26 protein-coding genes are annotated in these 21,698 nt (G+C 60.5%); 10 read left to right on the forward strand and 16 right to left on the reverse strand.

Translation table 11 applies throughout. From position 1 onward, the window contains the following. Window positions 1-230 precede the first annotated feature (230 nt). The 8 genes from Q8N04_04720 to Q8N04_04755 all read left to right on the forward strand — a co-directional run bounded on the left by Q8N04_04720 (window position 231) and on the right by Q8N04_04755 (window position 7,021). Window positions 231-1,121 (forward strand): polyprenyl synthetase family protein, encoded by an 891-nt coding sequence (locus Q8N04_04720; protein ID MDP3089956.1) that lies wholly within the window; start codon window positions 231-233, stop codon window positions 1,119-1,121. A gap of 108 nt (window positions 1,122-1,229) precedes the next feature. After that, window positions 1,230-2,213 carry an NAD-dependent epimerase/dehydratase family protein gene (locus Q8N04_04725; protein MDP3089957.1) on the forward strand — a complete coding sequence of 328 codons (984 nt, stop codon included), beginning with the start codon at window positions 1,230-1,232 and terminating at the stop codon, window positions 2,211-2,213. A gap of 12 nt (window positions 2,214-2,225) precedes the next feature. After that, window positions 2,226-3,035 carry a carotenoid biosynthesis protein gene (locus Q8N04_04730; GenBank protein MDP3089958.1) on the forward strand — a complete coding sequence of 270 codons (810 nt, stop codon included), beginning with the start codon at window positions 2,226-2,228 and terminating at the stop codon, window positions 3,033-3,035. Window positions 3,036-3,079: 44 nt separating this feature from the next. Further along, a complete protein-coding gene (locus Q8N04_04735) occupies window positions 3,080-3,700 on the forward strand; it encodes a cytochrome c (protein ID MDP3089959.1) in 621 nt (206 codons plus the stop codon). Window positions 3,701-3,728: 28 nt separating this feature from the next. Then, window positions 3,729-4,061, forward strand: coding sequence for a DUF5666 domain-containing protein (locus Q8N04_04740; GenBank protein MDP3089960.1), 333 nt, complete (start codon window positions 3,729-3,731; stop codon window positions 4,059-4,061). A gap of 14 nt (window positions 4,062-4,075) precedes the next feature. Next, a complete protein-coding gene (locus tag Q8N04_04745) occupies window positions 4,076-4,531 on the forward strand; it encodes a phage holin family protein (GenBank protein ID MDP3089961.1) in 456 nt (151 codons plus the stop codon). A 75-nt stretch (window positions 4,532-4,606) separates the two neighbouring features. Next, complete coding sequence (locus Q8N04_04750) at window positions 4,607-6,430, forward strand: ATP-binding protein (GenBank protein MDP3089962.1); 1,824 nt, start codon at window positions 4,607-4,609, stop codon at window positions 6,428-6,430. Window positions 6,431-6,655: 225 nt separating this feature from the next. Further along, window positions 6,656-7,021: a hypothetical protein gene (locus Q8N04_04755; protein ID MDP3089963.1), complete on the forward strand. Its 366-nt coding sequence runs from the start codon at window positions 6,656-6,658 to the stop codon at window positions 7,019-7,021. A 109-nt stretch (window positions 7,022-7,130) separates the two neighbouring features. Here the strand turns inward: Q8N04_04755 and Q8N04_04760 are convergent, their stop codons facing one another. From Q8N04_04760 to Q8N04_04790, 7 genes are all read right to left on the reverse strand, one after another. Continuing rightward, window positions 7,131-7,703: a DNA-3-methyladenine glycosylase gene (locus Q8N04_04760; GenBank protein ID MDP3089964.1), complete on the reverse strand. Its 573-nt coding sequence runs from the start codon at window positions 7,701-7,703 to the stop codon at window positions 7,131-7,133. Window positions 7,704-7,883: 180 nt separating this feature from the next. Next, the gene (locus Q8N04_04765; GenBank protein ID MDP3089965.1) at window positions 7,884-9,929 is read right to left on the reverse strand and encodes a TonB-dependent receptor plug domain-containing protein; all 2,046 of its coding nucleotides are present in this window, start codon (window positions 9,927-9,929) and stop codon (window positions 7,884-7,886) included. A gap of 125 nt (window positions 9,930-10,054) precedes the next feature. After that, window positions 10,055-10,480: a DUF3842 family protein gene (locus tag Q8N04_04770; GenBank protein MDP3089966.1), complete on the reverse strand. Its 426-nt coding sequence runs from the start codon at window positions 10,478-10,480 to the stop codon at window positions 10,055-10,057. 3 nt (window positions 10,481-10,483) lie between these two features. Then, window positions 10,484-10,900 (reverse strand): nickel-responsive transcriptional regulator NikR, encoded by a 417-nt coding sequence (nikR, locus tag Q8N04_04775; GenBank protein MDP3089967.1) that lies wholly within the window; start codon window positions 10,898-10,900, stop codon window positions 10,484-10,486. Between the two features lie 102 nt (window positions 10,901-11,002). Next, entirely contained in the window at window positions 11,003-12,415 is a 1,413-nt protein-coding gene (locus Q8N04_04780) for a Do family serine endopeptidase (GenBank protein MDP3089968.1), read from the reverse strand. Window positions 12,416-12,496: 81 nt separating this feature from the next. Beyond that, complete coding sequence (locus Q8N04_04785) at window positions 12,497-15,046, reverse strand: heavy metal translocating P-type ATPase (protein MDP3089969.1); 2,550 nt, start codon at window positions 15,044-15,046, stop codon at window positions 12,497-12,499. 98 nt (window positions 15,047-15,144) lie between these two features. Then, complete coding sequence (locus Q8N04_04790; protein MDP3089970.1) at window positions 15,145-15,795, reverse strand: thioredoxin domain-containing protein; 651 nt, start codon at window positions 15,793-15,795, stop codon at window positions 15,145-15,147. Between the two features lie 84 nt (window positions 15,796-15,879). On the opposite strand from Q8N04_04790, the gene Q8N04_04795 reads away from it, so the two are divergent. Next, a complete protein-coding gene (locus Q8N04_04795; protein MDP3089971.1) occupies window positions 15,880-16,419 on the forward strand; it encodes a Slp family lipoprotein in 540 nt (179 codons plus the stop codon). Between the two features lie 104 nt (window positions 16,420-16,523). On the opposite strand, the gene Q8N04_04800 is transcribed toward Q8N04_04795, so the two are convergent. Further along, a complete protein-coding gene (locus Q8N04_04800) occupies window positions 16,524-17,414 on the reverse strand; it encodes a tetratricopeptide repeat protein (protein ID MDP3089972.1) in 891 nt (296 codons plus the stop codon). Here Q8N04_04800 and Q8N04_04805 point away from each other — a divergent pair. Continuing rightward, the gene (locus tag Q8N04_04805; GenBank protein ID MDP3089973.1) at window positions 17,397-17,585 is read left to right on the forward strand and encodes a hypothetical protein; all 189 of its coding nucleotides are present in this window, start codon (window positions 17,397-17,399) and stop codon (window positions 17,583-17,585) included. The two genes, Q8N04_04800 and Q8N04_04805, sit on opposite strands and share 18 nt — an antisense overlap. Window positions 17,586-17,733: 148 nt before the next feature. On the opposite strand, the gene Q8N04_04810 is transcribed toward Q8N04_04805, so the two are convergent. The 8 genes from Q8N04_04810 to Q8N04_04845 all read right to left on the reverse strand — a co-directional run bounded on the left by Q8N04_04810 (window position 17,734) and on the right by Q8N04_04845 (window position 21,610). Beyond that, the gene (locus Q8N04_04810; protein MDP3089974.1) at window positions 17,734-18,210 is read right to left on the reverse strand and encodes a hypothetical protein; all 477 of its coding nucleotides are present in this window, start codon (window positions 18,208-18,210) and stop codon (window positions 17,734-17,736) included. A gap of 28 nt (window positions 18,211-18,238) precedes the next feature. After that, a complete protein-coding gene (locus Q8N04_04815) occupies window positions 18,239-18,577 on the reverse strand; it encodes a hypothetical protein (protein ID MDP3089975.1) in 339 nt (112 codons plus the stop codon). Window positions 18,578-18,807: 230 nt separating this feature from the next. Then, window positions 18,808-19,107, reverse strand: a complete 300-nt coding sequence (locus tag Q8N04_04820) for a hypothetical protein (protein ID MDP3089976.1) — start codon at window positions 19,105-19,107, stop codon at window positions 18,808-18,810. A 153-nt stretch (window positions 19,108-19,260) separates the two neighbouring features. After that, window positions 19,261-19,674, reverse strand: coding sequence for a PIN domain-containing protein (locus Q8N04_04825; protein ID MDP3089977.1), 414 nt, complete (start codon window positions 19,672-19,674; stop codon window positions 19,261-19,263). Continuing rightward, window positions 19,658-19,870, reverse strand: coding sequence for a type II toxin-antitoxin system VapB family antitoxin (locus tag Q8N04_04830; protein ID MDP3089978.1), 213 nt, complete (start codon window positions 19,868-19,870; stop codon window positions 19,658-19,660). The genes Q8N04_04825 and Q8N04_04830 overlap by 17 nt, the downstream gene beginning before the upstream one ends. A gap of 190 nt (window positions 19,871-20,060) precedes the next feature. Next, the gene (locus Q8N04_04835) at window positions 20,061-20,231 is read right to left on the reverse strand and encodes a hypothetical protein (GenBank protein MDP3089979.1); all 171 of its coding nucleotides are present in this window, start codon (window positions 20,229-20,231) and stop codon (window positions 20,061-20,063) included. Between the two features lie 11 nt (window positions 20,232-20,242). Beyond that, the gene (locus Q8N04_04840; GenBank protein MDP3089980.1) at window positions 20,243-20,818 is read right to left on the reverse strand and encodes a cytochrome P460 family protein; all 576 of its coding nucleotides are present in this window, start codon (window positions 20,816-20,818) and stop codon (window positions 20,243-20,245) included. A 534-nt stretch (window positions 20,819-21,352) separates the two neighbouring features. Continuing rightward, window positions 21,353-21,610 (reverse strand): helix-turn-helix domain-containing protein, encoded by a 258-nt coding sequence (locus Q8N04_04845; GenBank protein ID MDP3089981.1) that lies wholly within the window; start codon window positions 21,608-21,610, stop codon window positions 21,353-21,355. Window positions 21,611-21,698 lie beyond the last annotated feature (88 nt).

Below are 21,698 nucleotides of genomic sequence, written 5' to 3' on the forward strand. Positions count from 1 at the left end.
GGCGTCCGGTCAAGCCGACCTCGGCTCATCCGTGGCGCAAACGCCTGCTGCCGGAAGGGACAACACGCGCGGCGGCGGGCATCGCCTAAACCGGACATTTCTACTATGGGAGAAAGAGGACATTTCTACTGTGGCTTGACACCGCCTTTCTCCTCGTTTGACACCCACCAGGCCTTTTGTTACTCTCCAAAAAATTCAGAGCCGGTCGTGATAAACCTCTTTTTATCTCCATGAACATTAAGGACTATCTCGAACAAAAGCGGATCGCGGTGGATCGCTTCCTGGATGACGTGAGCCCCCCGGCCACGACGCCGCCGACGACGTTGCACGAGAGCATGCGCTATAGCCTCATGGCGGGCGGCAAGCGAGTGCGGCCGATTCTGACGATCGCCGCGGCGGAAGCCTTGGGAACGACACCACCGGGATTGATGGCCGTCGCCTGCTCGCTGGAGTTCATCCATACCTATTCGCTGATTCACGATGATCTGCCCTCGATGGACAACGACGACTTCCGCCGCGGGAAACCGACCAATCACAAAGTCTACGGCGAAGCGATGGCGATCCTCGCCGGCGACGCCCTGCTGACCATGGCCTTCGATCTCTGCAGCCGGCCCGATCTGATGAAGGGCTGCGATCCGATGCGGCAGGTCCGCTTGATTCAGGAACTGGCCTACGGCTCCGGCAACGTGGGCATGGTCGGCGGCCAGGTGTTCGACATTCAAGCCGAGAACAAGGATATCGACCTGCCGACGCTGCAGAATATTCACAAACACAAGACCGGCATGTTGATGCGCGCAGCCGTGCGGATGGGTGCCATCGCCGCCGGGGCGACCGATCGGCAGCTCGACGACATGACAGGTTACGCCGAGGATATCGGCCTGGCCTTCCAGATCGCCGACGATGTCCTGAATGTGACCGGCACCCGCGAAGAACTCGGCAAAAATCCCAACACAGATGCCGAGCGGGGCAAGAAAACCTATCCGACGTTTTACGGGGTGGATGGCGCCAAGAAACTGGCGGACGACTGCGTCGCACGCGCGATCAATCGGCTGTCATCCTTCGGCCCTTCGGCCGATCCGCTCCGCGAGATTGCGCGGTATATCACCAGCCGTCGGAACTAAACGTGACAGGTGATGCGTGACGCGTGACAAGCGAAGACACGCCGGCATCTCGAACGACCTCATTTTATTGTCACTCGTCACCCGTCACTGGTCACCCGTCACTCCCCTATGAAAGCTCTGGTCACAGGCGCAACTGGATTCGTCGGCGCGGCAGTCGTCCGCGCCTTGATCAAGACCGGCGTCGAGGTTCGTGTGTTGGCCCGCCGCGACAGCGACTTCTCCAATCTGCAACAATTTAAGATCGACGGAGCCTACGGCGACCTGCGCGACAAGGAATCGCTGCGCAAGGCCCTCATCGGCTGCCAGCAGCTGTACCACGTCGCCGCGCACTACGCGCTCTGGGCTCGCAATCCGGCCATCTTCTACGATGTGAATGTGACCGGCACGAAAAATCTGCTGGAAGCCGCGCGGGACGTCGGTACGGAACGCATCGTCTACTGCAGCACCATCGGCGCAATCGGGCTGCCGCCGGGAGGCGGGTTGGGCACCGAAGACACGCCGGTGTCGCTCGAACAAATGGCCGGCCACTACAAACGCTCAAAGTACCTGGCCGAGCTGGAAGTCCTGAAGCTGGCCCAACAGGGGCTGCCGGTCGTGATCGTCAATCCCAGCGCGCCGGTCGGCGAAGGCGACGTCAAGCCGACTCCCACCGGGCAGATGATCGTCGAGTTCATGAGAGGCCGCATGCCGGCCTATATTGAGACGGGCATGAACATCGTCGATGTCGATGATGTCGCCGCCGGCCATCTCCTCGCCATGCAGAAAGGTCGAATCGGCGAACGCTATATTCTCGGCACGAAGAATCTGATGTTGCGGGAAGTCTTCGAGATCTTGAGTCGCTTGACCGGCGTCAACATGCCAACCGTGAAGCTCCCGCGGGAGCTCATTCTCCCGTTGGCCTACCTGAATCTGGCCTTCTCCTGGGTGACCGGCATCCCCCCGCGCATTCCGCTGGAAGGGGTGAAGATGGCCAAGTACAAGATGCACTACGATTGCAGCAAAGCGATCCGCGAACTCGGGATCCCCCAAACACCGCCGGAAGTCGCGCTCGAAAAAGCGGTGCGATGGTTCCGCGATCACCACTACGCCTGAGGCTCCGCCACTGTGGAGTACGTCACCCTCTTCTTCAAAACTATCCTCTTCCGTCCCTACGTCTTCGTCTTCCTGGCGGCTTTTCTCTTTGCCGCAATCCAATTGATCGGCTGGCCTCGCACCTGGCGCTTCTGGTTGATCAGCTGGGCCACGGCCTTCGTCTGCGAATACTCCTCAACGCGCAACGGCATCCCCTTCGGCTGGTACCACTACAACGGTTCGACGCTTGGACAGGAACTGTATTTTTCCAACATCCCGTTCATGGATTCGATCTCGTTCAGCTTCCTGCTCTACGCCGCCTATTGCGTGGCGCTCTGTCTCTTGCAGCCGATCGATCGCACCGCCGCCGCGCTGCCTCTGAGATCCCTGCGCCTGGACATCAACACACGCACAAGCTGGCGCCTCTGGATTCTGACAGCGCTGCTATTTGCCTTCATCGATATGGTCATCGACCCGGTCGCGCTCCGCGGTGATCGCTGGTTCCTCGGCAAGATCTACTACTACCCTGATCCCGGCTGGCACTTCGGTGTGCCCTTCGCCAACTACGTCGGCTGGGCCGTCGTCGGACTGATTTCGCTCGCCATCTACTTTCCCCTCGACCGCCGGTTGCCCGCGCTGAATTCCTTCCCCTCGGCCGCCACCACGCTCACGCTCCTTCTTGGAGTCGGTCTCTACTACGGAGTCTTGGTCTTCAACCTCGCGATGACCTTCTGGATCGGCGAGTCCTTCATGGGGTTGAGCGGCTTGCTCATGCACGTGCCGATGCTCATCCTGCTCGCATCTCGCCTGGTCGAGACATCGCAGCGCCCTGTCGCCTCGTAGTCGTTGGCAATTCTCCGGCAGACTTTGTATAGTGACTTGCTCGTATGAAAGCCAAACTCATCGGTATGATCATGATCCTGGTTGTCGGCGGACTGGCGTTGCTGGGCTGGTTCGGCTATCAGATGTTCACAACCGGGTTCAGCGCCAAAGCCGAACCCAATCCGCTTGAAGTCTTACTGGCGCGGCAAGTCCGCTATCTGGCTATTCCGCTTGAGCACCGCAACAAGCCGAATCCTGTGCCGGTCACCCCGGACGTGGTGCAGGATGGATTGGCCCACTTTGCCGATCACTGCGCCACCTGCCACGCAAACGACGGCAGCGGCCAAACGCCGATCGGCAAGAATGTCTATCCGAAAGCGCCGGATCTGCGCGAATCACCGACCCAGACCATGTCGGACGGCGAACTCTTCTGGGTAATTCATAATGGCATTCGCTTTACTGCCATGCCGGCCTGGGGCGAAGGCGATCCGGAGCAGGATCTCGATAGCTGGAAGCTGGTGCATTTCATTCGCCATTTGCCCAAACTCACACCTCAGGAACTGGACACGATGAAGTCGCTGAATCCGAAGTCCCAGCATGCGGCGGACGAGGAAGCGGCCTTCGATAAATTTCTTCAAGGCGATGACTCGGCTGCCACGACAGCAGGGTCCGGTCATCATCATTAATACTTTTCATAAGGAGCTGGCACCGACCATGGTACGACACCTTCTATTGGCCTTCGCGCTCGTGTTCACGTCCTCCGCCGCCTGGGCCCACGGGTCGGGCCAGCATGTGCTGGGCACCGTCACGGCGATCGACGGTACCCACATCGAAGTCAAAACTCCCAAGGGGAAAGTGGTCTCGGTGACGCTGACCAAACAAACCCACTTCAAGGCCAAGGGCAATCCGTCGTCGACGGAACTCCCTGCGATTGGCGATCGTGTGGTGATCGAAGCGACCAAGGACAAAAAGACGTTGACGGCAACGGAAGTGCATTACTCCGCGGCGAAAAAAGTGGCACCGCCGCAGGCGCCTGCGGCGCAATAGAGGCTCCGTCCGGCATGGAGAGGATTCAGATATCCCGATTCGCGCAGGCCTCCCCCTTCCACGGCGGGCTGCGGGCCGCGCTCACCCGCGTGATCACGACCGGTATTGCGGTCTTTCTGGCCGTAGCCATCGTGCCCGGCATCGAAGCCGCGACGTTGACCGCGGGCGTGGCCGCCGTCCTGGTGCTGACGTTTTTGAATCTCATCCTGCGGCCGATTCTCTTGATCCTCACGCTCCCGCTGATCGTCCTGTCGCTAGGACTGTTCCTCGTGGTGGTGAATGCCCTGCTTCTGGAATTCACCGCCTACCTCGTGAAAGATTTTACCGTGTCGGGATTCTGGCCGGCCGTCGGCGGTGCGCTGGTCATCAGCATCGTCACCAGCCTCTTGAACATGCGCCGACTCGAACCGCCGCCGGTTGAGCAGGTCATCGTCGAACGCCGGGCTCCGAAGATTATCAATCCAGACTGAACTATCTATACCCGTGTCATTGCATCACCCCTCCATCGTTGCTAGAATGCGATCCCTTAATCGAGAACGCTACCCATGACCATGCCTGCGACGCAATCGAAACAGAACGCTGAAACCCATTTGCAACGGACGTTGAATACCGCCCTGAATGAACTCGGGACGGATTCGGCGCTCGCCGCCATCTTCCACCAGGATCAAGGGCCGCTCGTCAGCCATGCCGCCCGCGGCTTTACCCCGCGCGACGTGCAAGCCATTTTACGGACGCTCTCAACCCAGGCTGCGATCCAATCCATACCGAACGATCAGGAAGCCGGGCGCACCGTCCGATTGCGGCTCATTACGCCTGGCGCCAAGTCGCTCCTCGGCATGCCGCTCCGCCATCGCCAGCGCACCTACGGTTTTCTTGTTATCGCCCGAAAAGAAAATGCCACCTTCGCCAAGAAGGAAAAAGGCCTGATTGAACAGGCCGGCGACGACATCACGAAGGCGTTGGAGCGCGAAGGCCTGTTCGACATGAATGTGGTGCTTAGCCGCCCCTATGTGTCTCGCGAGCCGGCACCGGCCGCTCCGGCGGTCGCGGAAATGTTTGCCGCACCGACCGCGCAATTCACGCCTGAGTTGGAAGAAAAAATCATCAAGGTGCTGGAAGAAGCGAGCCAGTACACGACGTATGACCGGGCCTGGGCCTGTTATTACGATCCCCTCGCGGGCAGCATGGAAGTGCTCGGCGTGGCCGGCGATCAGAAGAGCGAGAAGGACAGCAAGAAGGACATGCGCGCCGGGCACCGGCTCACACTCGATAGCTCGGCCTCCGGCTGGGCCGTCAGGCACCGGAAGCCTCGTGTCGACCATGACCTGGCCTCGACCCAAGGGCGCTTCCTCGACCATAAGCATCTGTATAAAGAACGGTTCGTCTCCTCTCTCGTGGTTCCGTTCTTTGTCCGCGGGCAAGTCGGCGGAACGCTGACGCTCGGGTCGAAAGAGGCAGGGCGCTACCAAGCCACTGACGCCCGCACATTGGAACCGATCATCCTGAAGCTCGCCGACCTCCTCCAAGCGCCGCCAGCCCCGGTCGTAGTCCCGGTGGCCCAGCCGGAAGCCGGATCCGACAACGCCGTCGTCTCCGATGCGGCGCCGACGATTCTGGAGCCGGTGATCCGCAAGCAGGAGCGGCAAGCCGCCATCGGAGAGTTCAGCGCCTTCCTTGCCACGGAAATCCGGGAGCCGATCGGAGCCATCCGTTCCCAGCTGGAAGAAGTGACCGCCGAAGGCATTCTTGATTTTGATCCGCAAACCCGCGTCGAAAACGCCATGCGTGATTTGATCCGGGTCGAAGCGATCCTGAACGAGATCCTCGATTTCGCAAAGCCACTCGAACTGAACCGACGCCTCTGCCGCATTCCCGAAGTGCTCGAAAGCGCGTTAGTAGTGGTGGGAACCGATCTGGAGGTCACGCGCATCCAAGTCACAAAGGACTACGCGACGCAAATCGCCCCGGTGCGCGGCGATGAAGCAAAACTCCAGCAGGTCTTTCTGAGCATCTTCAAGAATGCCGGCGAGGCCATGACTCCCGGCGGCCATCTGCACATTCAAGTGACCCAACATCGCGCCGGCCGCGGCATTGAAGTACAGATCCTCATCAAGAACGATGGCGCCCCTATTCCGGCTGAAATTCTCGACAAGGTCTTCGAGCCGTTCTTTACGACGAAGCGGTCCGGAACCGGCTTGGGCCTCGCGACCGTCAAGAAAATCATCGAAGAGCATGGCGGATCGATTGCCATTGCCAGCGCCCCCGGCGAAGGCACCACGCTGACGATTCGCCTCCCCGGCGTGAGCCGAGGACCGGCTTTCCGCCATCGCGGGCGGGGCCGGAGACCGGCTCGGAGACCTACGGCCTAGCCTCTCATGGCCGCTACAGCCTCTCCTCGTCGGCAGATGGCCGTCGCTCCGGACCGGCGACTCTTTTCAGTAGGATAGTTCCCCCGCGCCATGATTCTTGGCCTCGCTTTCTCGCTTGACAGAGATACCCCCCCATCGCTATGATCGCCCCCACTTGATTCGGCCTAAGAAATTTACTGTTTTTAAACGTATTTTTTCCAGTCACCATTTTCAAAGGAGTAGGGTATGAAGCTCGTACTCGGCACTATTGCGACCTTGTCCGGTGTGCTTTTCACGTTGTCGCTGGCCTCGGCCAACCCCGCGCTGCTCCCAAAGCATGAGGGTTATCCGATGAAGAACAGCGGCAGCCCCGTCACTGGCCAACCAACGGCCAATGATCCGGGTCAATCCGATGCCCGTGGCGAAGCAACCCTACTCAAATCCGCGGACTCCATCAAGAGCTCCCAGCAGAACCTGACCAAGACCGACAATGCCCGGATCGTCGAGAGCGCCGGAGCCGGACGGCTTCCGAAGGTGCAGGGTCCGCAGATCCAGATTGCTCCTCCGGTCACTTCCGCCACCAAGATTGGCACCGATCGCAAGATCGAGTAGTCGACCTGCTATCGCACATGAAACGGGGCCGTCGTAAGTGATACGACGGCCCCGTTTTCTTTTGCCCCCATCGCCAAATCCCTGGACGAGCTCTGCGCCCCTTCGACTCCTACTCCTGGCTTCGCCTCGGCCTCGCATTCTCCGCCCGGTGCAATCGAAATCGCCAAGGTTTCTTCGCCCAAGCACCGGCATAGTCGACACCGATTCTGGGGAGCGCGGCTACCTGCCGCCGCAAGATCCGGCTTCCCCGATCCTCAAACCAGAGTGACTCCCGAGCCGTCAGATCGATTCGATTCAAGCTCCGGTCAATGTGCAATGCGCGGCAGAGCCGCCCGGGACCATCGATCAGCACTTCATCGACTTCAATCGCCCGGATCAGTACCGCCGCAGGAAACTCCTCCCGCTCCGTCACGACATTCAAACAGTGATGCATCCCGTAAATGAGATACACGTAGGCCATGCCGCTTGGACCGAACATCACCTCGGTTCTTTGCGTTTTTCCTTTGGAGGCATGGCAGGCCTTATCCCGCGGGCCGACATAGGCCTCGACTTCGATAATCTTTCCCGCGATCTCACGCCCGTCAATGAACCGGACGAGATACTTGCCGATCAACGACCGAGCGACTTGAACGGTGGGACGAGAGAAGTGCTGCCGGGAAAGAACTTTTCGGTGCATCCTCATCGTCATCTCCTGTGCCTGCTCAAAACGCCCTTCTCACAAGGCCGCAGGCGACGAAAGCACCGGAGGCGTACCCTTCTCACCCGCCCACCCCCGAGCTGCGATGCAGCTCCTCCCCGGTGGGGTACGGTGAGGATGCTTTCGAGCCGAGAACGCCGTGAGAAGACGTTTTCAGCAGGCACCTTAGAAGTACCAGGCTAGACCGCCCATGACCATCCGCGGATTCCCCGGCACAAAATGGATATCTTGCACGGCCGCCGTTTCGTTGCGCAACTGAGAGGAGAACGCAAAGGTCGCCTGTTCCCATTTCGTATTGAAGAGATTCTGGATAAACAGGAACGCCTCCATGCGACCATGCGGCAGCTTGATCGGCAGTTGATAGCGCTCCGACAAGTCGAAGTCGATCCAGGCCGGCGACTTGATGCTGCGATCTTCGATCAGCGGCCGCACACCGAGATAGGTCGCCTGCAGTTGCGACGTCAGACCCTCAGGCCACTTCAAGAGGAGTGCCCCGTACGCGGTCACTTCAGGGGCCAAGGGAATGGCATCGCCGTTGCGGAACTCCGCCTTGGTCCAGGTCACACTCCCGTTGAAGTACAGCGGCCCCCACACCTGCCCTCGGGCAGCGACTTCCACGCCTTCCCGTCTGGTCGCCCCGCGAATCTCCGTCGTGCCTTCGTCGCCGACAAAAACAAGTTCCGATTTGAGGTCGAGGCGCCACAGTGTCGCGATCAATTCCACGCCATCGGCGCCGAAGGGTCTCGACCGCACGCCCCCTTCATAACTCCTGGCTCGCGCAAGGGGCGATGAGCCTAGCGCTACCGCAGACCGCGCATCGTTGCTATGGTACCCCTCTCCGTAGTTCGCGAAGAACTCGGTGCCGGCCCAGGGACCCAGAATCAGATTCATCTTCGGCAAAACAATGCCGGAGCTCTTCCGACCGGCCGGTTGCTCCGCACAGGTCGCGCAGCGGTTCCGGACATCGAAGGTGAAAGTTTCACCGCGAAGACCGCCGGCCAGCCGCAGCCAGTCCGTCGGCTGCACCTCGGCTTTGACGAAGGGGGCATAGGACGCTTCCAGAATGTCGGTATCGGTAGTGGTTCCGGTCATGACGCGCGTCGTCTGCGTCCCAAGCTTGGCATGGATGTCGTCCACTCTGGCTTGAAAGCCGATCGTGCCGATGGCCGGCAACCCGAGCACCTCGCCACGCTGCTTGTAGCCGAGATCGCCGCCGTACACCACCCGGCGATCGGACTGGACAATTCCGTCGCCGTTGACCGGATCGTTTTGGAAGAACGTAAAGTTCGTATAGAGATCCAGCTGATAGTGCTGGGCATAGGCATTCGCAAAGAACTGCCCGCCTGACGTGGTGTCGTAGTGGTATTTCAGCTTGGCCGTGCTGCGCATGGTTTTACCGCCCTCCGACGGGTCGATCGCCCCAAACCGATCGAGAGACCCATCGGTGACGGCGCGCAACGGAATTTCACCGGAGGCATTCCACTGCGCCTTGTGAAACGTCCCGGTGATGCTCAGTTCATCCCGCCCGCTGAGATTCGTCGTCAGCTTCCCGAAGAGGTTGGCGCGGAAGTAGCGGTTGTCGCTCTGGAACGGACCGTTGGTGTAATAGCCTTCCGCGGCAATGAGCGTGCGAACCTTCTCTGTCGTCGGCGAGAACATCAGGAGATTGCGAGTGGTACTGAACTGTCCGCCTGCCGACTGCACCACCCCTTCCTTGACCACATCGCGGGTGCGAAAGTTCACGGCCCCCGCCGTCGCAAAGTCGCCGTACTCGGGAAGATAGGCCCCCTTGTTGACGTCCAGGCCTTCAATGGTTTCAGGAATGATGAAATTGAGGTCGGTATACCCCTGGCCATGGCCATGCGAGCGCAGATTGATCGGCATCCCGTCGGCAAAGAATGCGACATCGGTCCCATGATCGGCATCGAACCCGCGCAGAAAGTATTGATCGGCCTTCCCCGCTCCGCCGGAATGTTCGACCGCGAGAAAACCTGGAATCAACCGCAACACCTGGGCCGGACGGCCCTGCGGCTGAAGAAGATATTCTTTATCGGGAATGAATTGCTGAGAGGAGGCCGCCACCGGCCGCTCGCCGATCACGGAGACCTCAGGGACTTCCAATTCCGGCACATCCGGATCATGGGCCGCGGCTCGCTCAATGCCACTCACCGCAAGACACATAACGATAACTGCGACTACATGACGCCTCATATCCACCACTCCCTATGGCACCTGTGTGGACGGATGAGACGCCCACGATGATCAAGCGACAGCCGACTCATCGACTGGCGTAGACCCTCGTGGCCTCGCAACTCACAACCGAATGATACACGTTGTTACGCCCGGTAGGCCGGCTGCACTAAGGCATGGACACGCGTGAGAGATCGGGCGATCAACATATCCAAGGTCCGATCTTCGCTTCCCACAATCTCAACCTGAGCTCGATTCAGCGGCAACAACACCTTCTTGGCCTTTGCCGCAAGAATCGCTGTCACAATCTCAGGAGTAACCTCACCCAACATGGCACCGGGCAGCACCATGTTCAACGATGCCACAATGACATCAACCGTCGGAACCGTGCTCATAATAGCCTGGGGGCCGGCGGCCGCCTGCTCGGCCCCGGCACGCTTCATCGCTTCGGCGGCGGCCACGTTCGTCCCCAGGGCGACAATCTGGCACTCCGGCCCCAAGGCCGCCTTCAGCCCCAACACCAACTGACAGCCCAGGCCCCCGCCTCGACCATCGATCACACAGACCCGCACGGATTAATCCAGACCTTTACCGGTCGTGGTCATGGTCAGCTTGCCGTGCTTCACGCCTTTCACGCTCACCAACGCGTCGGCGATCTTCCTGATCTCCGAGCCTTTCCCCTTCACGACCAGCACTTCCAGGCAATGGTCGTGATCCAGATGCACATGCATGCCGGACAAAATCTTTCCGTGATAGTCGTGCTGAATATCGGTGAGCTTGCTCGTGAGATCGCGCACATGATGATCGTAGACGAACGTGATCGTGCCGACCGTTTCCTTATTCTGATCCCATTCCTGCCCGACGAGATTATCCCGGATCAAATCGCGCAGGGCTTCAGAGCGGTTGGTATACTTCCGCCGCTCGATATGTTGATCGAAGGCATCGAGCAGATGATGATCGAGAGAGACGCCGAACCGAACCAGCTTTTTCATGCTTCTCCAGTGCTACGATTTTAAGGAACGTAGCACTGACGGAACGCACGCGTCAAGACAGGGCAAGGCCCGTGATCGGCCTGCTCGGCAATGGCGGGAGAACTACTCGCCCTGGATGGGGATGTATAACGCATTGCCCTGCCGGTTGACGAGCAGGAGCGCGAGATCGCTGGGCTTGAGAGGGTCGGCAAGGCGCTGGAAGGTCGCAAAGTTGTGGATGGCCTGCCGGTTGAGTTCGAGCACCACGTCGCCCGGTTGCAGGCCTGAGGACTCCGCGAGACTGCCTTCTTCGATATCCGTCACCACCACGCCGCTGTTGACGGCCAGATCCATCTGACGGGCCAGCGGCGGAGTCACGTCGTCGAAGACCACGCCCGTCAGCGGGTGCGCCGTTGAAGCAGCGGCGGATGGGTTCTGCGCTTTCTTCGCCCGTTCACGCGGAGCTTCCTGCACCGTCAACTCCGCTTGATAGGCCTTGCCCTCGCGAATGAGGTCCAGCCGGTGTTTGCTGCCGATCGGCGATTGCGCCACGAGGTTGCGCAACTGCCCGCTGTCCATCACATCCCGGCCGTCGAACCGCACCACCACATCTCCACGCTTGAGCCCGGCTCGCTCCGCCGATCCCTTGGCTTGCAGATCGGTCACGATCGCGCCCTTGACGTCCGGCAAGCGAAAGATCTTCCCCAGCGACGGACTCACGTCCTGAGTCGAGGCCCCGAGAAATCCCCGGACGACCCGGCCGGTCTTGATCAAACTCTGCATCGCAGCCCGCGCCATATTGCTCGGAATCGCAAAGCCGACACCGACACTGCCGCCGGTCGGGCTCGCGATCGCCGTATTGATTCCGACCAGCTCTCCGTTGACGTTCACGAGCGCCCCGCCGGAATTCCCCGGATTGATCGGCGCATCGGTCTGAATGAAATCTTCGAAGTCGGCCACGCCCACATCCGCCCGCCCGACCGCGCTGACGATGCCGAACGTCACCGTCCGGCTCAGCCCGAGCGGGTTGCCGATCGCCAAGACAAACTCTCCGACGGCCAACGTGCTGGAATCCGCCCAGGGCACGGTCGGAAGATTGGTGGCGTTGATCTTCACCACCGCCACATCGGTCTTCGGATCGGTGGCAACGACTTTTCCTTTATATTGCCGCCGATCGGCCAAAATCACTTCCACATCCACCGCGTCGGCGACAACATGGTTGTTCGTAATGATGTACCCGTCCGGCGAAACGATCACGCCGGAGCCTTGCCCGTACTGGCGGCGCGCCGGCGGTTCCTTGAACAGACCGAACGGGAGCGTCTCGTCGCTGAACGCCTGATCGCGCACCATCACCGTAGAGGCGATGCTCACGACAGCAGGAATAACTTTGATGGCCGTCGCCTTCACCTGGTTTTGCAGGTCGTGCCCGTTGGCGACGGGCACCAGATGCGTCGCAGCCAGGCCCGGCCCGGCTACCAGGAGGCTTCCCAGGCAGAGAGTCAGAGTCCAGACCGTGACAACCGTCGTTCGATTCATAGTTATATGGCGAAATGGCCCGTTGCCGTGGAATCAGTGAAATGCCGTGGCCAGCGTACCATGCAGGAATAACGAGCGCACTTATAATTCGATATGCCGCAGCCGGAGCGCATTGGAGATCACCGACACCGAACTGAACGTCATCGCGGCGCTGGCAATCATAGGACTCAGCAACAACCCGGTGAACGGATACAGTACCCCGGCGGCAATCGGCACGCCCAGCAGATTGTAGGCAAAGGCAAAGAAGAGATTCTGCCGAATGTTGCGCATCGTCGCGACGCTCAAATGGCGCGCCCGCACGAGCGCCTGCAAATCGCCTTTCAGCAAGGTCATGCCGGCATTTTCCACCGCAATATCGGCACCCGTACCCATGGCGATGCCGACATCGGCCAGCGCCAAGGCCGGCGCGTCGTTCACTCCGTCTCCCGCCATGGCCACGATCCGACCGCCGGTTTTGAGTTCTCTGACAATCTGCCCCTTCTGTTCCGGCAACACTCCCGCCCTCACCTCATCGATCCCGAGTTGCTTTGCGACGGCATCCGCCGTGCGCTGATGGTCCCCGGTCACCATGACCAAGCGAAGGCCATCGGCTTTCAATTGCCTGACGGCGCCCGCCGAGGAAGCCTTAATCGGATCGGCCACCCCTAACAAACCGGCCGCCTTCCCGTTCACCGCCACAAACATAACCGTCTGCCCCCGCTCACGAAATGCGGACGCCTCTTCCTCCAGCACGTCCAGAGTCCGCCCCACCACGCCGCCGCTCGCGCTCAAGAACGCCGCCGTCCCGATCGCCACCGGCTGGCCATCAATGGTGCCGGTCACGCCTTTTCCGGTCACAGCCAAAAACTGCGTCACCGGAGCCAACGTGATGTCGCGCGCCCGCGCACCGGAGACAATGGCCTCGGCCAGCGGATGTTCGCTGCCCTGCTCGAGGCTGGCGGCAAACCGCAACACATCCTGATCGCTATAGGGCGGCACAAACCGGACGGAGGCCAGCACCGGCTTCCCTTCGGTCAGTGTGCCGGTCTTGTCGAAGAGGATCGTGTCCACCTTGCCGAGCACTTCCAGCGCCTCAGCTTTCCTCACCAGCACACCGGCCGTAGCCCCACGGCCCGTCCCCACCATAATAGACATCGGTGTCGCCAGGCCCAACGCGCAGGGACACGCGATGATGAGCACCGCCACCGCATTGACCAGCGCGTAGGCCAGCTTCGGTTCCGGGCCAAACCAGATCCAGGCACCCGCCGTGATGACCGCGGCTGCGACGACCAGCGGAACAAAGTAGCCCGCCGCCGTATCGGCCACCCGTTGTATCGGCGCCCGGCTCCGTTGCGCGTCGCTGACCATCTGCACAATGCGGGCAAGCAGCGTGTCTCGGCCGACCTTCTGCGCCTGCATCAGGAGACTGCCGGTACCGTTCATCGTGCCCCCGGTCACCATTGTGCCAACCGTCTTCTCCACCGGCATCGATTCACCCGTCAGCATCGACTCATCAACAGCCGAACCTCCATCGACCACGATGCCGTCGACCGGGATGCGCTCACCCGGCCGCACCCGCAGCCGGCTCCCGACCTGCACCTGGTCGAGCGGCACATCCATCTCCCGGCCGTCCCGCACAACCCGCGCCGTGGTAGGAGCCAGTCGCAAGAGCCCCTTAATAGCGGATGACGTCTGGCTTCTCGCACGAAGCTCGAGAATCTGACCGAGCAGGACCAGCACCGTGATCATTGCGGCCGCTTCAAAATACACCGCCACGCCGCCGCCATGCTGATGGAAGGAGACCGGCAGCCACTCGGGGACGACCGTACCGACGGTGCTGAATCCATAGGCGGCGCCGGTGCCGATGGCGATCAAGGTAAACATGTTCGGAGCCCGATTGACGATCGAGACCCACCCGCGTTGAAAAAACGGAAACCCGCCCCAGAGCACGACCGGGGTCGCCAGCAGCCACTGCGCCCAGTTCAGTCGTGCGCCGCCCAGCCACTGGTGCAGCGGTTGACCGGGAATCATGTCCGACATCGCCAGGATCATCACCACGACGGCGGGCCCGATGCTCCACCGGAACCGCCGGCTCATGTCGTCAAGCTCCGGATTCGGCCCCTCTTCCATCGTGACGACCTTCGGCTCCAGCGCCATCCCGCAGATACGGCAGGCGCCCGGCTTCGTCTCAAGGATTTCGGGATCCATCGGACAGATGTACTCGACTGCCGCACCGGCCGGAATAGCCACCTCGCGGACTGGACGCTGATCAGGCGGCAGCAAGTAATAGGCGGGATCGTTCTTGAATTTGGTCAGGCAACCCGTCGCACAGAAGTAATAGGTTTTTCCGGCGTGCACGTGCGAGCCGGCCGCCGTTTCTGGCTGCACCGTCATGCCGCAGACCGGATCGAGTACACCGGCGGCGGCAGGCGCCGCCGGCATCATCATCGGGAGCGGTTTTCGTGCAGTGGGAGACTTAGGAAATGTGATGAGAGGGGCTTGAGCCTTCTTCAAGGCGTTCTCAGGGTCGGCACGAAACCGATCGAGGCAGGAGGTCGCGCAAAAGTAGTAGGTCTGGCCCTTGTACTCAAACCGGCCGGCAGCCGTGGCCGGATCGACCGTCATCCCGCAGATTGGATCAATCGCCATCATGGCCTTGTGAAGTGTGACAGGTGACGGGTGATGAAAAACGGCGCCTTGAGCTTCTCGCTCGTCCTATCCTGCACTCGTCACCCGTCACTGGTTACGCGTCACTTCCTCTTGTCTGCATCCAGGATGCTGTGGATCACCAGCTTCAGATTGTCCGGGTCGATCTGTTCGACTTTGATGTTGCCGTCGATCAAGACCGTCGGCGTCTGCTGCACCTTAATACGCTCGCCCCACTTCTTGCTCTCTTCTAAGGCCTTGGCCGGCTTCCCGCTGGCCATACCCTCTTCAAACGCCTTGGGGTCGAGCCCGACTTCCTTGATCAGGACTTCGCGCAACGACCGATCCAGCACACCGGTCATCTTGTCCGTATGAATCGTCCGGAAGAGGACCTTCTTCATCTCGTCCCCTTTGCCCATGGTCCGGGCCTGTTCATACATATCGAACGGCGTCGGCAACTTGCCCTGGAAGACCGGGAAGCCCACCATCGTGACGTCGATCTTGTCGCCGAATTCTTTCTTGAGAAGCGCCACGCCTTCACCGTCAAAGCGATGGCAATGGGGGCAATAGAAATCGGCAAACTCGATCAGCTTCACCTTCCCCGGTTGATGGGTGGATTTCTCGTCTTTCAGAATCTCGAACTTCCCCTTCAGCTCAGGTGTCGCAGCCGATGCACTCACGGACATCCCGAGCGCCAAGACCACACCGACGGCCGCGAGCACCCGGCGCCTGCTCCACTTGCTCCCCTGCATCATGTCCTGCTCCTTTCTAGAATATCCAAACCGTGCCGCTCATTATAACGGATACCTGTCAAACCTGCCCTCTGTTATACTGGAATCATGCATAGACTTCGCGTCATCCTCCTCAGCGCCACGTTACTTGGCGCCACAGGCTGTGCCACCAGCCAAGAATCCGCCGACAGTACGCAGCCGCCCCAGGTCACCTTCATGCAGGTCAAGGCAGCGCCCGATTCTTATAAAAATCAAACCGTCACCTGGGGTGGAGAAATCTTGAGCGCCCGGCGCCTGAAGGAGGGAACCCGCATCGAGATTCTACAGCTCCCCCTCAACTCCTCGCTCCAACCGACGCTGGAACGGAACAAGTCTCAGGGGCGCTTTGTCGCACTCCAGCGGGAATTCCTCGACCCGGCCACCATTCCAGCCGGAACGTTTGTCACCATCACCGGAGAAGTGGCCGGTTCAATCACCCTGCCCTTGGACGAGACGGAATATGCTTACCCGATCGTCGAACTCAAAACCATGCAAGTCTGGGTAAGAACGGAAGAAGACCAACGTATCCGCATCAGACCCCACATCGGACCCGGACCTTACTGGGGACCCTATTGGTCTCCCTACTGGAGGCCCTGGCCGTACTGGTAACTGACAGACGTTTCTCGTCAAGCGTCAGTCGTCAACCGTGAATGATCTGATCAGATTCCCACCACGTTTGACACATGACGTGTGACGAATAACGCGACGTTCCGTCACCGGAACGTCGATCCGACGATCCGCTCGACCCGATCATCCCGCCCGCCAAGCTCCCGATATTTGCGATACTGCGCCAGCGCACGCGGCATGTCCTTCCGGTGCAGCTCGTAGAAGACGCCGAGATTGTAGTGCGCTTCGGCATATTCCGGTTTCAACGCCACCGCCGAGGCATACTCGCGCTCCGCTTCATCAAGCATGCCCATGCTCGTGTAGACCACGCCCAAATTCAAATGGGCTTCCGCATAGCCCGGCTGATATCTGAGCACTTCCAGGAATTCCCGCTCAGCCTCAGTGGATTTCCCCTGGCTGCGATAGATAAAACCTAAATTGTAATGCGCATCAACCAGATCGGGTTTAGCCGCAACCGCCTGTTTGTACGCATAGGCCGCTTCCACCAGATCATTGCGCTTCTCCGCCATCCGACCGGTCAGATACCAGGCATCGGCATGTTTGGGATGGGCCTTCGTCAAGCGGGCCAGCGTTTCTGCAGCCGCCTTCGTCTCGCCGGCGTGATCCTGAAGTGTCGCCAGAGAGAACAATGCTTCCGGATGGTTTGGTTGAATCGACAACAGCCCCTGATAGGTCTTGATCGCAGCCGGTACATCACGCTGCGACTCATGGAGCTTGCCCAGATCCAGATACGACTCCGCATGCTTCGGATCGGCTTCGATCGCTTTCATGAGCGCCTGCTGCGCCTCGGCCGACTTGCCCTGCGCGGCGTAGACTTCGGCGAGATCGTTGAGCACCTCGGCGAAGGCCGGCTTCGCTTTGAGCGCGCGCACAAACTCCTCCGCCGCTTCGGCCGGCTTCCGGCCTTTCAGTAAGACGAGTCCGTGGAGATGCAGCGCCTGAGGCGACCCGGGATTGAGATGCAGCGCTTTCTGCACCGCCTCATCGGCGGCTTTCAGATCGCCGCGAGCCAGCGCGGCGCGCGTCAGATCCAGCTCATGCTGAAGCGATTCCTGAAGACCAGCGGCAGAGACAGAAGGGAAGAGGAAGAGAAGAAGGAAACCACAACAGAAACCAAGGACGGTCGCAACCTGAGTTCGGCGGTCTGAAATCAAGGCGTCCCCCCCCTTCAACACAAACAACTCTCGGCGGACTATAAACGGGGCGAAGGAGGGAAATCAACGTGCGGACGGCACCATACCGGATGAATGCGGGAGCGACGCCGAATCAGCGTCGCTCCCCGCATCGAAGATTCGACTACTTCAACAACATCAGCTTCCCGCCGGCATCTTTGGGATTGAGCTGATCCCGATACACAAACGTGCTGCCGGCCGCGTACAACAGATCGCTTGTCGGAATGCCGATATACTTCGTCTCCCCCGGCTTGAGCACGATCTTCACATTCAACACGGTCGGCGCCGATTGATTCTCCGCCGCCGTCATATGAAACCCGCGCTCGACGGCGGACTTGTTGGTCACCCGCACCAAGACCGGAGTCCCCGGCCGGTTCTTCAGGTCCAACACCGACGTCGGCGGATACAGAATCTTCAGCGCTCCGACCTCGGTCGCATAGATATCCAGATCGACCGGCAACTCTTTGAACGACTGGCCGACCACCGATCCGGTCTCCAGATCGCCGACTTCCACACCCCCGGACTGCAACGCCCAGGCCCCGGAAACCATCATCAACACCGCGGCACAGCCGACAAGACCCACACCTAACTTCCGTACCATACGCAACCTCCTCCTGAGTTAAAAACGATTAGGACGTACGAGGCTCTTCGGACCCGTGACACGGAGGCAACCCCGCCTCTTCCAGCACTTGCCTCCCGATGACATGATTGCCGACCGGCAGAAACAGAATCTTCAATCGTTTGGCATTCTCAAGGAACCGCCCGCTCGCGACCGCGGTCACTTCCCGCGACCCGTCAGCCTGCGATCGGTCCTCTTCAATAGTCACTGAATAGTAGTCGAAGCCCTCGAAGGCATGATTGAACGTGTGCCCGCGAAGCAGTTGCTCCAGCGACTGGTCCGGAGCGGCAATGGACAGCCCTGTATGCAGGATCGTACAGGTGAGCATCGTGGCAAGCCAAAGACGCACAAGACAGTCTCCGAGGAGGGGCTACTGTAGCCACCCCCTCAAACCCTGTCCACCGATGCCTGCTAACTGATGCACACCGATGCAACAGAAGATCGGAATCATCCGGAACCGGGCTATGGCGACGGGTTGTAGAGAGGGGGGCGACTGAGAAATGGACCGTGAAGCGGGAGGCACGGCCCGCCTGCCGGGGCCGTGCCTGAGAGACTGATCAGGAAGCAGAACGACGCAAACTACTTACCCTTCTTGCCCTTCGCCGGCTTCTCCGCCTGCTCGGCGTGCGCCAACGCTTCTTCCGCATGCTTCACGGCTTCCTTGGCATGTTCCAACGCTTCCTTCGCATGCGCATCGGCACTGCCCTTCACGGCTTCTTCCAGATGCGTAATCGCTTCTTTTTCATGCGCGACAGCTTCCTTGGCATGCGCGATCGTTTCCTTCACATGCGCATTTCCGGCGAACGCCGTTCCGACCGGCCCGGCCACCATCAACGCACCGCACGCGACTACCGCCAACAACACGCGAGCTTTCAACATAACGAATCCTCCTTGGAAATGTGGATAGGCTGAAGCGACGGATCGAATTGTATCGAGATCGTGAGAAATTAGAAAGCGTCGACCGGCATCGTCACGCCGTCCGTTCACCCAGCGCCTGCACGATGTCGAGACGGGCCGTTGATGACGCGCTGTTCAGGATGACGTGGGCAAGGTGATGAGATCACAATGGCGGGCAATGCGGCTGAAGTCCTTGTCTGCGGTCAGCAGAGGGAACCCATGCTGACAACAGGTCGCCGCGATCAGGAAATCCGCCGGACCCGCATTGACGCCCTTCGCCCGGCAGACTGCGCGCAGACGGGCGGCGGCGACGTAGGTTTGCCGGTCCAGTTCAAGGAGCGGGAACGGATCGAGAAGACCCAGCAACCGGTCGAACTGTTTCGCCGAGCGGAGTCCGTCGAGCAGTTCCTGGAGGATCGTGCCGATCAGAAAAAGTCCGGCACCTGACTCAAGATACCGGCGAAAAGCGCGGACATGGAGGTCGTCTTCATCGACCCGAGGCCTCCGAAGAACCAGAGACCACACGGATGTGTCAACGACCAGATTCACGGTCGCGACGATCCTTTTTATAATCCCATCCCTTCCGGAATTCGATCGTGCCCAGCGCCTTCAGAATATTCCGCTGGCGGCGGCGCTGGATGAATTCGGTCAGCGCTTGGGTGACCGTTTCCTTTTTGGTGCGGAGCTTCCCGACCCGGCGAGCGCGTTCAAGTAAGACATCGTCGATCGCGAGATTCGTGGCCATGTTTCCTCCATGTGTCGCGGCGACACAGAGCGTACGCCAGGTCGGCACACCTGTCAAACCACTGGCGCGGCGCTCCGCCGTTTGCCTTCTCCCGACTTCCCGCGAGGTGCGGATGACCTCATGCTATGGAAGGCTGTCCGGCAAACGGTGCGGGCTCGTCAATCGATAGAGGAAAGGGAATACAAGCCCATCACACCGTCCGTTCGCCGAGCGCCTGCACGATGTCGAGGCGGGCCGCACGCGTCGCCGGGATCAGGCCACCGACCATGCTCATGAGCAGGGCGAAGAGCAGGGCCACCCCGACCATACCGGGAGAAAGCTGGAACCCGAACGCGATCTCGGACCCCGTGTCCCAATTCACTGTCGAGATCGTCACCGACTGAAGGATGGAGGGCAGCGCGCGCCCCTGGCAGATTGCAGCGCCATCACACGTCCGGTTCCGGAGACCGTCGCGCCGTTGGCCGGAAGCCGGCCATCGGCGCCGTACGTCGCATAAGACCAGGCCCCCTGTTCATCGTGCGCGTCGCAGCAGACTTGCAGACTCGCAAATTTCTCCAGAACAAAGATCGACTCCAGCCCGCAAAGAGCGCCCGTGCCCGTAGCGAGCGATCCCTCGCCTCCGTGCGCACGATACGTTTCCACGACCAGCACCGTGCCGACCGGAAACGCTTCATCGTCGACGGTACCCGCTCCTTTCGCGCAGACATAGAAGCGCCGGAACGCGCCGGGCTCCGAGGGATCCGTAGAGGAATCGAGCATCGGCCAGGCGCGATATCCCTTGGGCAATCCCTTACCTATGCCGTCGGACCGGCGGGGCCGGCGGCGCGTCATCGTCAAGGCCACGGCCAGAAGCCGCACAACCACGACATGCAACCAGGCATCAGAGCGCAACGTCTCCGCCGTGGACGACCGGGGAATGGACGAGACCGCAGACATCATGACCGCCATACATCACCTCGCTGCACCCCGAAAGGCCGGGGGCTTAGGAAGAACTTACCTGCGAGTGCCCATGCAGGTTACGCATGCCTCGCCTCGGTTACGCATGACACCCCTACTCAACTCTCTCGCCTCGATCATCACAACTGCATCCCCGAAGAGCCGGGAACTTGGGGGGAATGCACCTCCGACGCCCCGGACACCTTACAAACACACCATCTCTTGTGTAGCCCCGACTCTTGTGTAGCCCCGAAGGGCCGGGGACTTGGGAAGAATGCACCTTCGACTCCCCGGGCAAGATACCTGCGCACTGCGTATGTCCTTGCTCACGAGTCTCGCCTTGCTCATCACAACTGTAGCCCCGAAGGGCCGGGGACTTGGGAGGAATACACCTCCGACGCGCAGGACACCTTACAAGCACACCATCTCCTGTGTAGCCCCGACTCTTGTGTAGCCCCGAAGGGCCGGGGACTCGGAGGGAGGCCACCTCCGACTCCCCGGGCAGGTCTGGAAGAAGGGTGCACAACTACCAGACCCGGTTCCGACTCATCCTCGCCCCTTGCTCGCGCGCAGGCTCGATCGCACGCGGACCACCTTGGCTCGCCTATCCGCTTCAGCACTCGCCGGATCGGTCCGCTGGCCTTCGATGAGTCCGTTCACTGACACGCGAAAGATTCGCAGGCTCCCGCGCCCGATCTTCGTCGCGCGCAAACGGCCCTCTTCGATCCATCGATAGATCGTCCACTTACTCACTCTGAGCAGCGCAGCCGCCTCTTGAACACGCAACAACGGCAGTTCCATCATGCTTGCCTCGAAGGGGTGGCGGGGGAGCGCCCAACCCGCGCTCCCCCTGGTGAGACCTGCGTCAGGAGGTCAACCCATCCGCAGATCC

This window comes from Nitrospira sp. (assembly GCA_030692565.1).
In the GTDB taxonomy this organism is placed as follows: domain Bacteria; phylum Nitrospirota; class Nitrospiria; order Nitrospirales; family Nitrospiraceae; genus Nitrospira_D.

Bases quoted from the DNA above. Each gene is read 5' to 3' on its own strand.
- Q8N04_04745 (MDP3089961.1), top strand. From the start codon at position 4,076: ATGGAGAGGATTCAGATATCCCGATTCGCGCAGGCCTCCCCCTTCCAC.
- Q8N04_04765 (MDP3089965.1), bottom strand. From the start codon at position 9,929: ATGAGGCGTCATGTAGTCGCAGTTATCGTTATGTGTCTTGCGGTGAGT.
- Q8N04_04740 (MDP3089960.1), top strand. From the start codon at position 3,729: ATGGTACGACACCTTCTATTGGCCTTCGCGCTCGTGTTCACGTCCTCC.
- Q8N04_04735 (MDP3089959.1), top strand. From the start codon at position 3,080: ATGAAAGCCAAACTCATCGGTATGATCATGATCCTGGTTGTCGGCGGA.
- Q8N04_04845 (MDP3089981.1), bottom strand. From the start codon at position 21,610: ATGATGGAACTGCCGTTGTTGCGTGTTCAAGAGGCGGCTGCGCTGCTC.
- Q8N04_04785 (MDP3089969.1), bottom strand. From the start codon at position 15,046: ATGATGGCGATTGATCCAATCTGCGGGATGACGGTCGATCCGGCCACG.
- Q8N04_04780 (MDP3089968.1), bottom strand. From the start codon at position 12,415: ATGAATCGAACGACGGTTGTCACGGTCTGGACTCTGACTCTCTGCCTG.
- Q8N04_04830 (MDP3089978.1), bottom strand. From the start codon at position 19,870: ATGGCCACGAATCTCGCGATCGACGATGTCTTACTTGAACGCGCTCGC.
- Q8N04_04810 (MDP3089974.1), bottom strand. From the start codon at position 18,210: ATGGTACGGAAGTTAGGTGTGGGTCTTGTCGGCTGTGCCGCGGTGTTG.
- Q8N04_04755 (MDP3089963.1), top strand. From the start codon at position 6,656: ATGAAGCTCGTACTCGGCACTATTGCGACCTTGTCCGGTGTGCTTTTC.
- Q8N04_04805 (MDP3089973.1), top strand. From the start codon at position 17,397: ATGCAGCGCTTTCTGCACCGCCTCATCGGCGGCTTTCAGATCGCCGCG.
- nikR (MDP3089967.1), bottom strand. From the start codon at position 10,900: ATGAAAAAGCTGGTTCGGTTCGGCGTCTCTCTCGATCATCATCTGCTC.
- Q8N04_04760 (MDP3089964.1), bottom strand. From the start codon at position 7,703: ATGAGGATGCACCGAAAAGTTCTTTCCCGGCAGCACTTCTCTCGTCCC.
- Q8N04_04820 (MDP3089976.1), bottom strand. From the start codon at position 19,107: ATGTTGAAAGCTCGCGTGTTGTTGGCGGTAGTCGCGTGCGGTGCGTTG.
- Q8N04_04840 (MDP3089980.1), bottom strand. From the start codon at position 20,818: ATGGCGGTCATGATGTCTGCGGTCTCGTCCATTCCCCGGTCGTCCACG.
- Q8N04_04795 (MDP3089971.1), top strand. From the start codon at position 15,880: ATGCATAGACTTCGCGTCATCCTCCTCAGCGCCACGTTACTTGGCGCC.
- Q8N04_04725 (MDP3089957.1), top strand. From the start codon at position 1,230: ATGAAAGCTCTGGTCACAGGCGCAACTGGATTCGTCGGCGCGGCAGTC.
- Q8N04_04790 (MDP3089970.1), bottom strand. From the start codon at position 15,795: ATGATGCAGGGGAGCAAGTGGAGCAGGCGCCGGGTGCTCGCGGCCGTC.
- Q8N04_04750 (MDP3089962.1), top strand. From the start codon at position 4,607: ATGACCATGCCTGCGACGCAATCGAAACAGAACGCTGAAACCCATTTG.
- Q8N04_04720 (MDP3089956.1), top strand. From the start codon at position 231: ATGAACATTAAGGACTATCTCGAACAAAAGCGGATCGCGGTGGATCGC.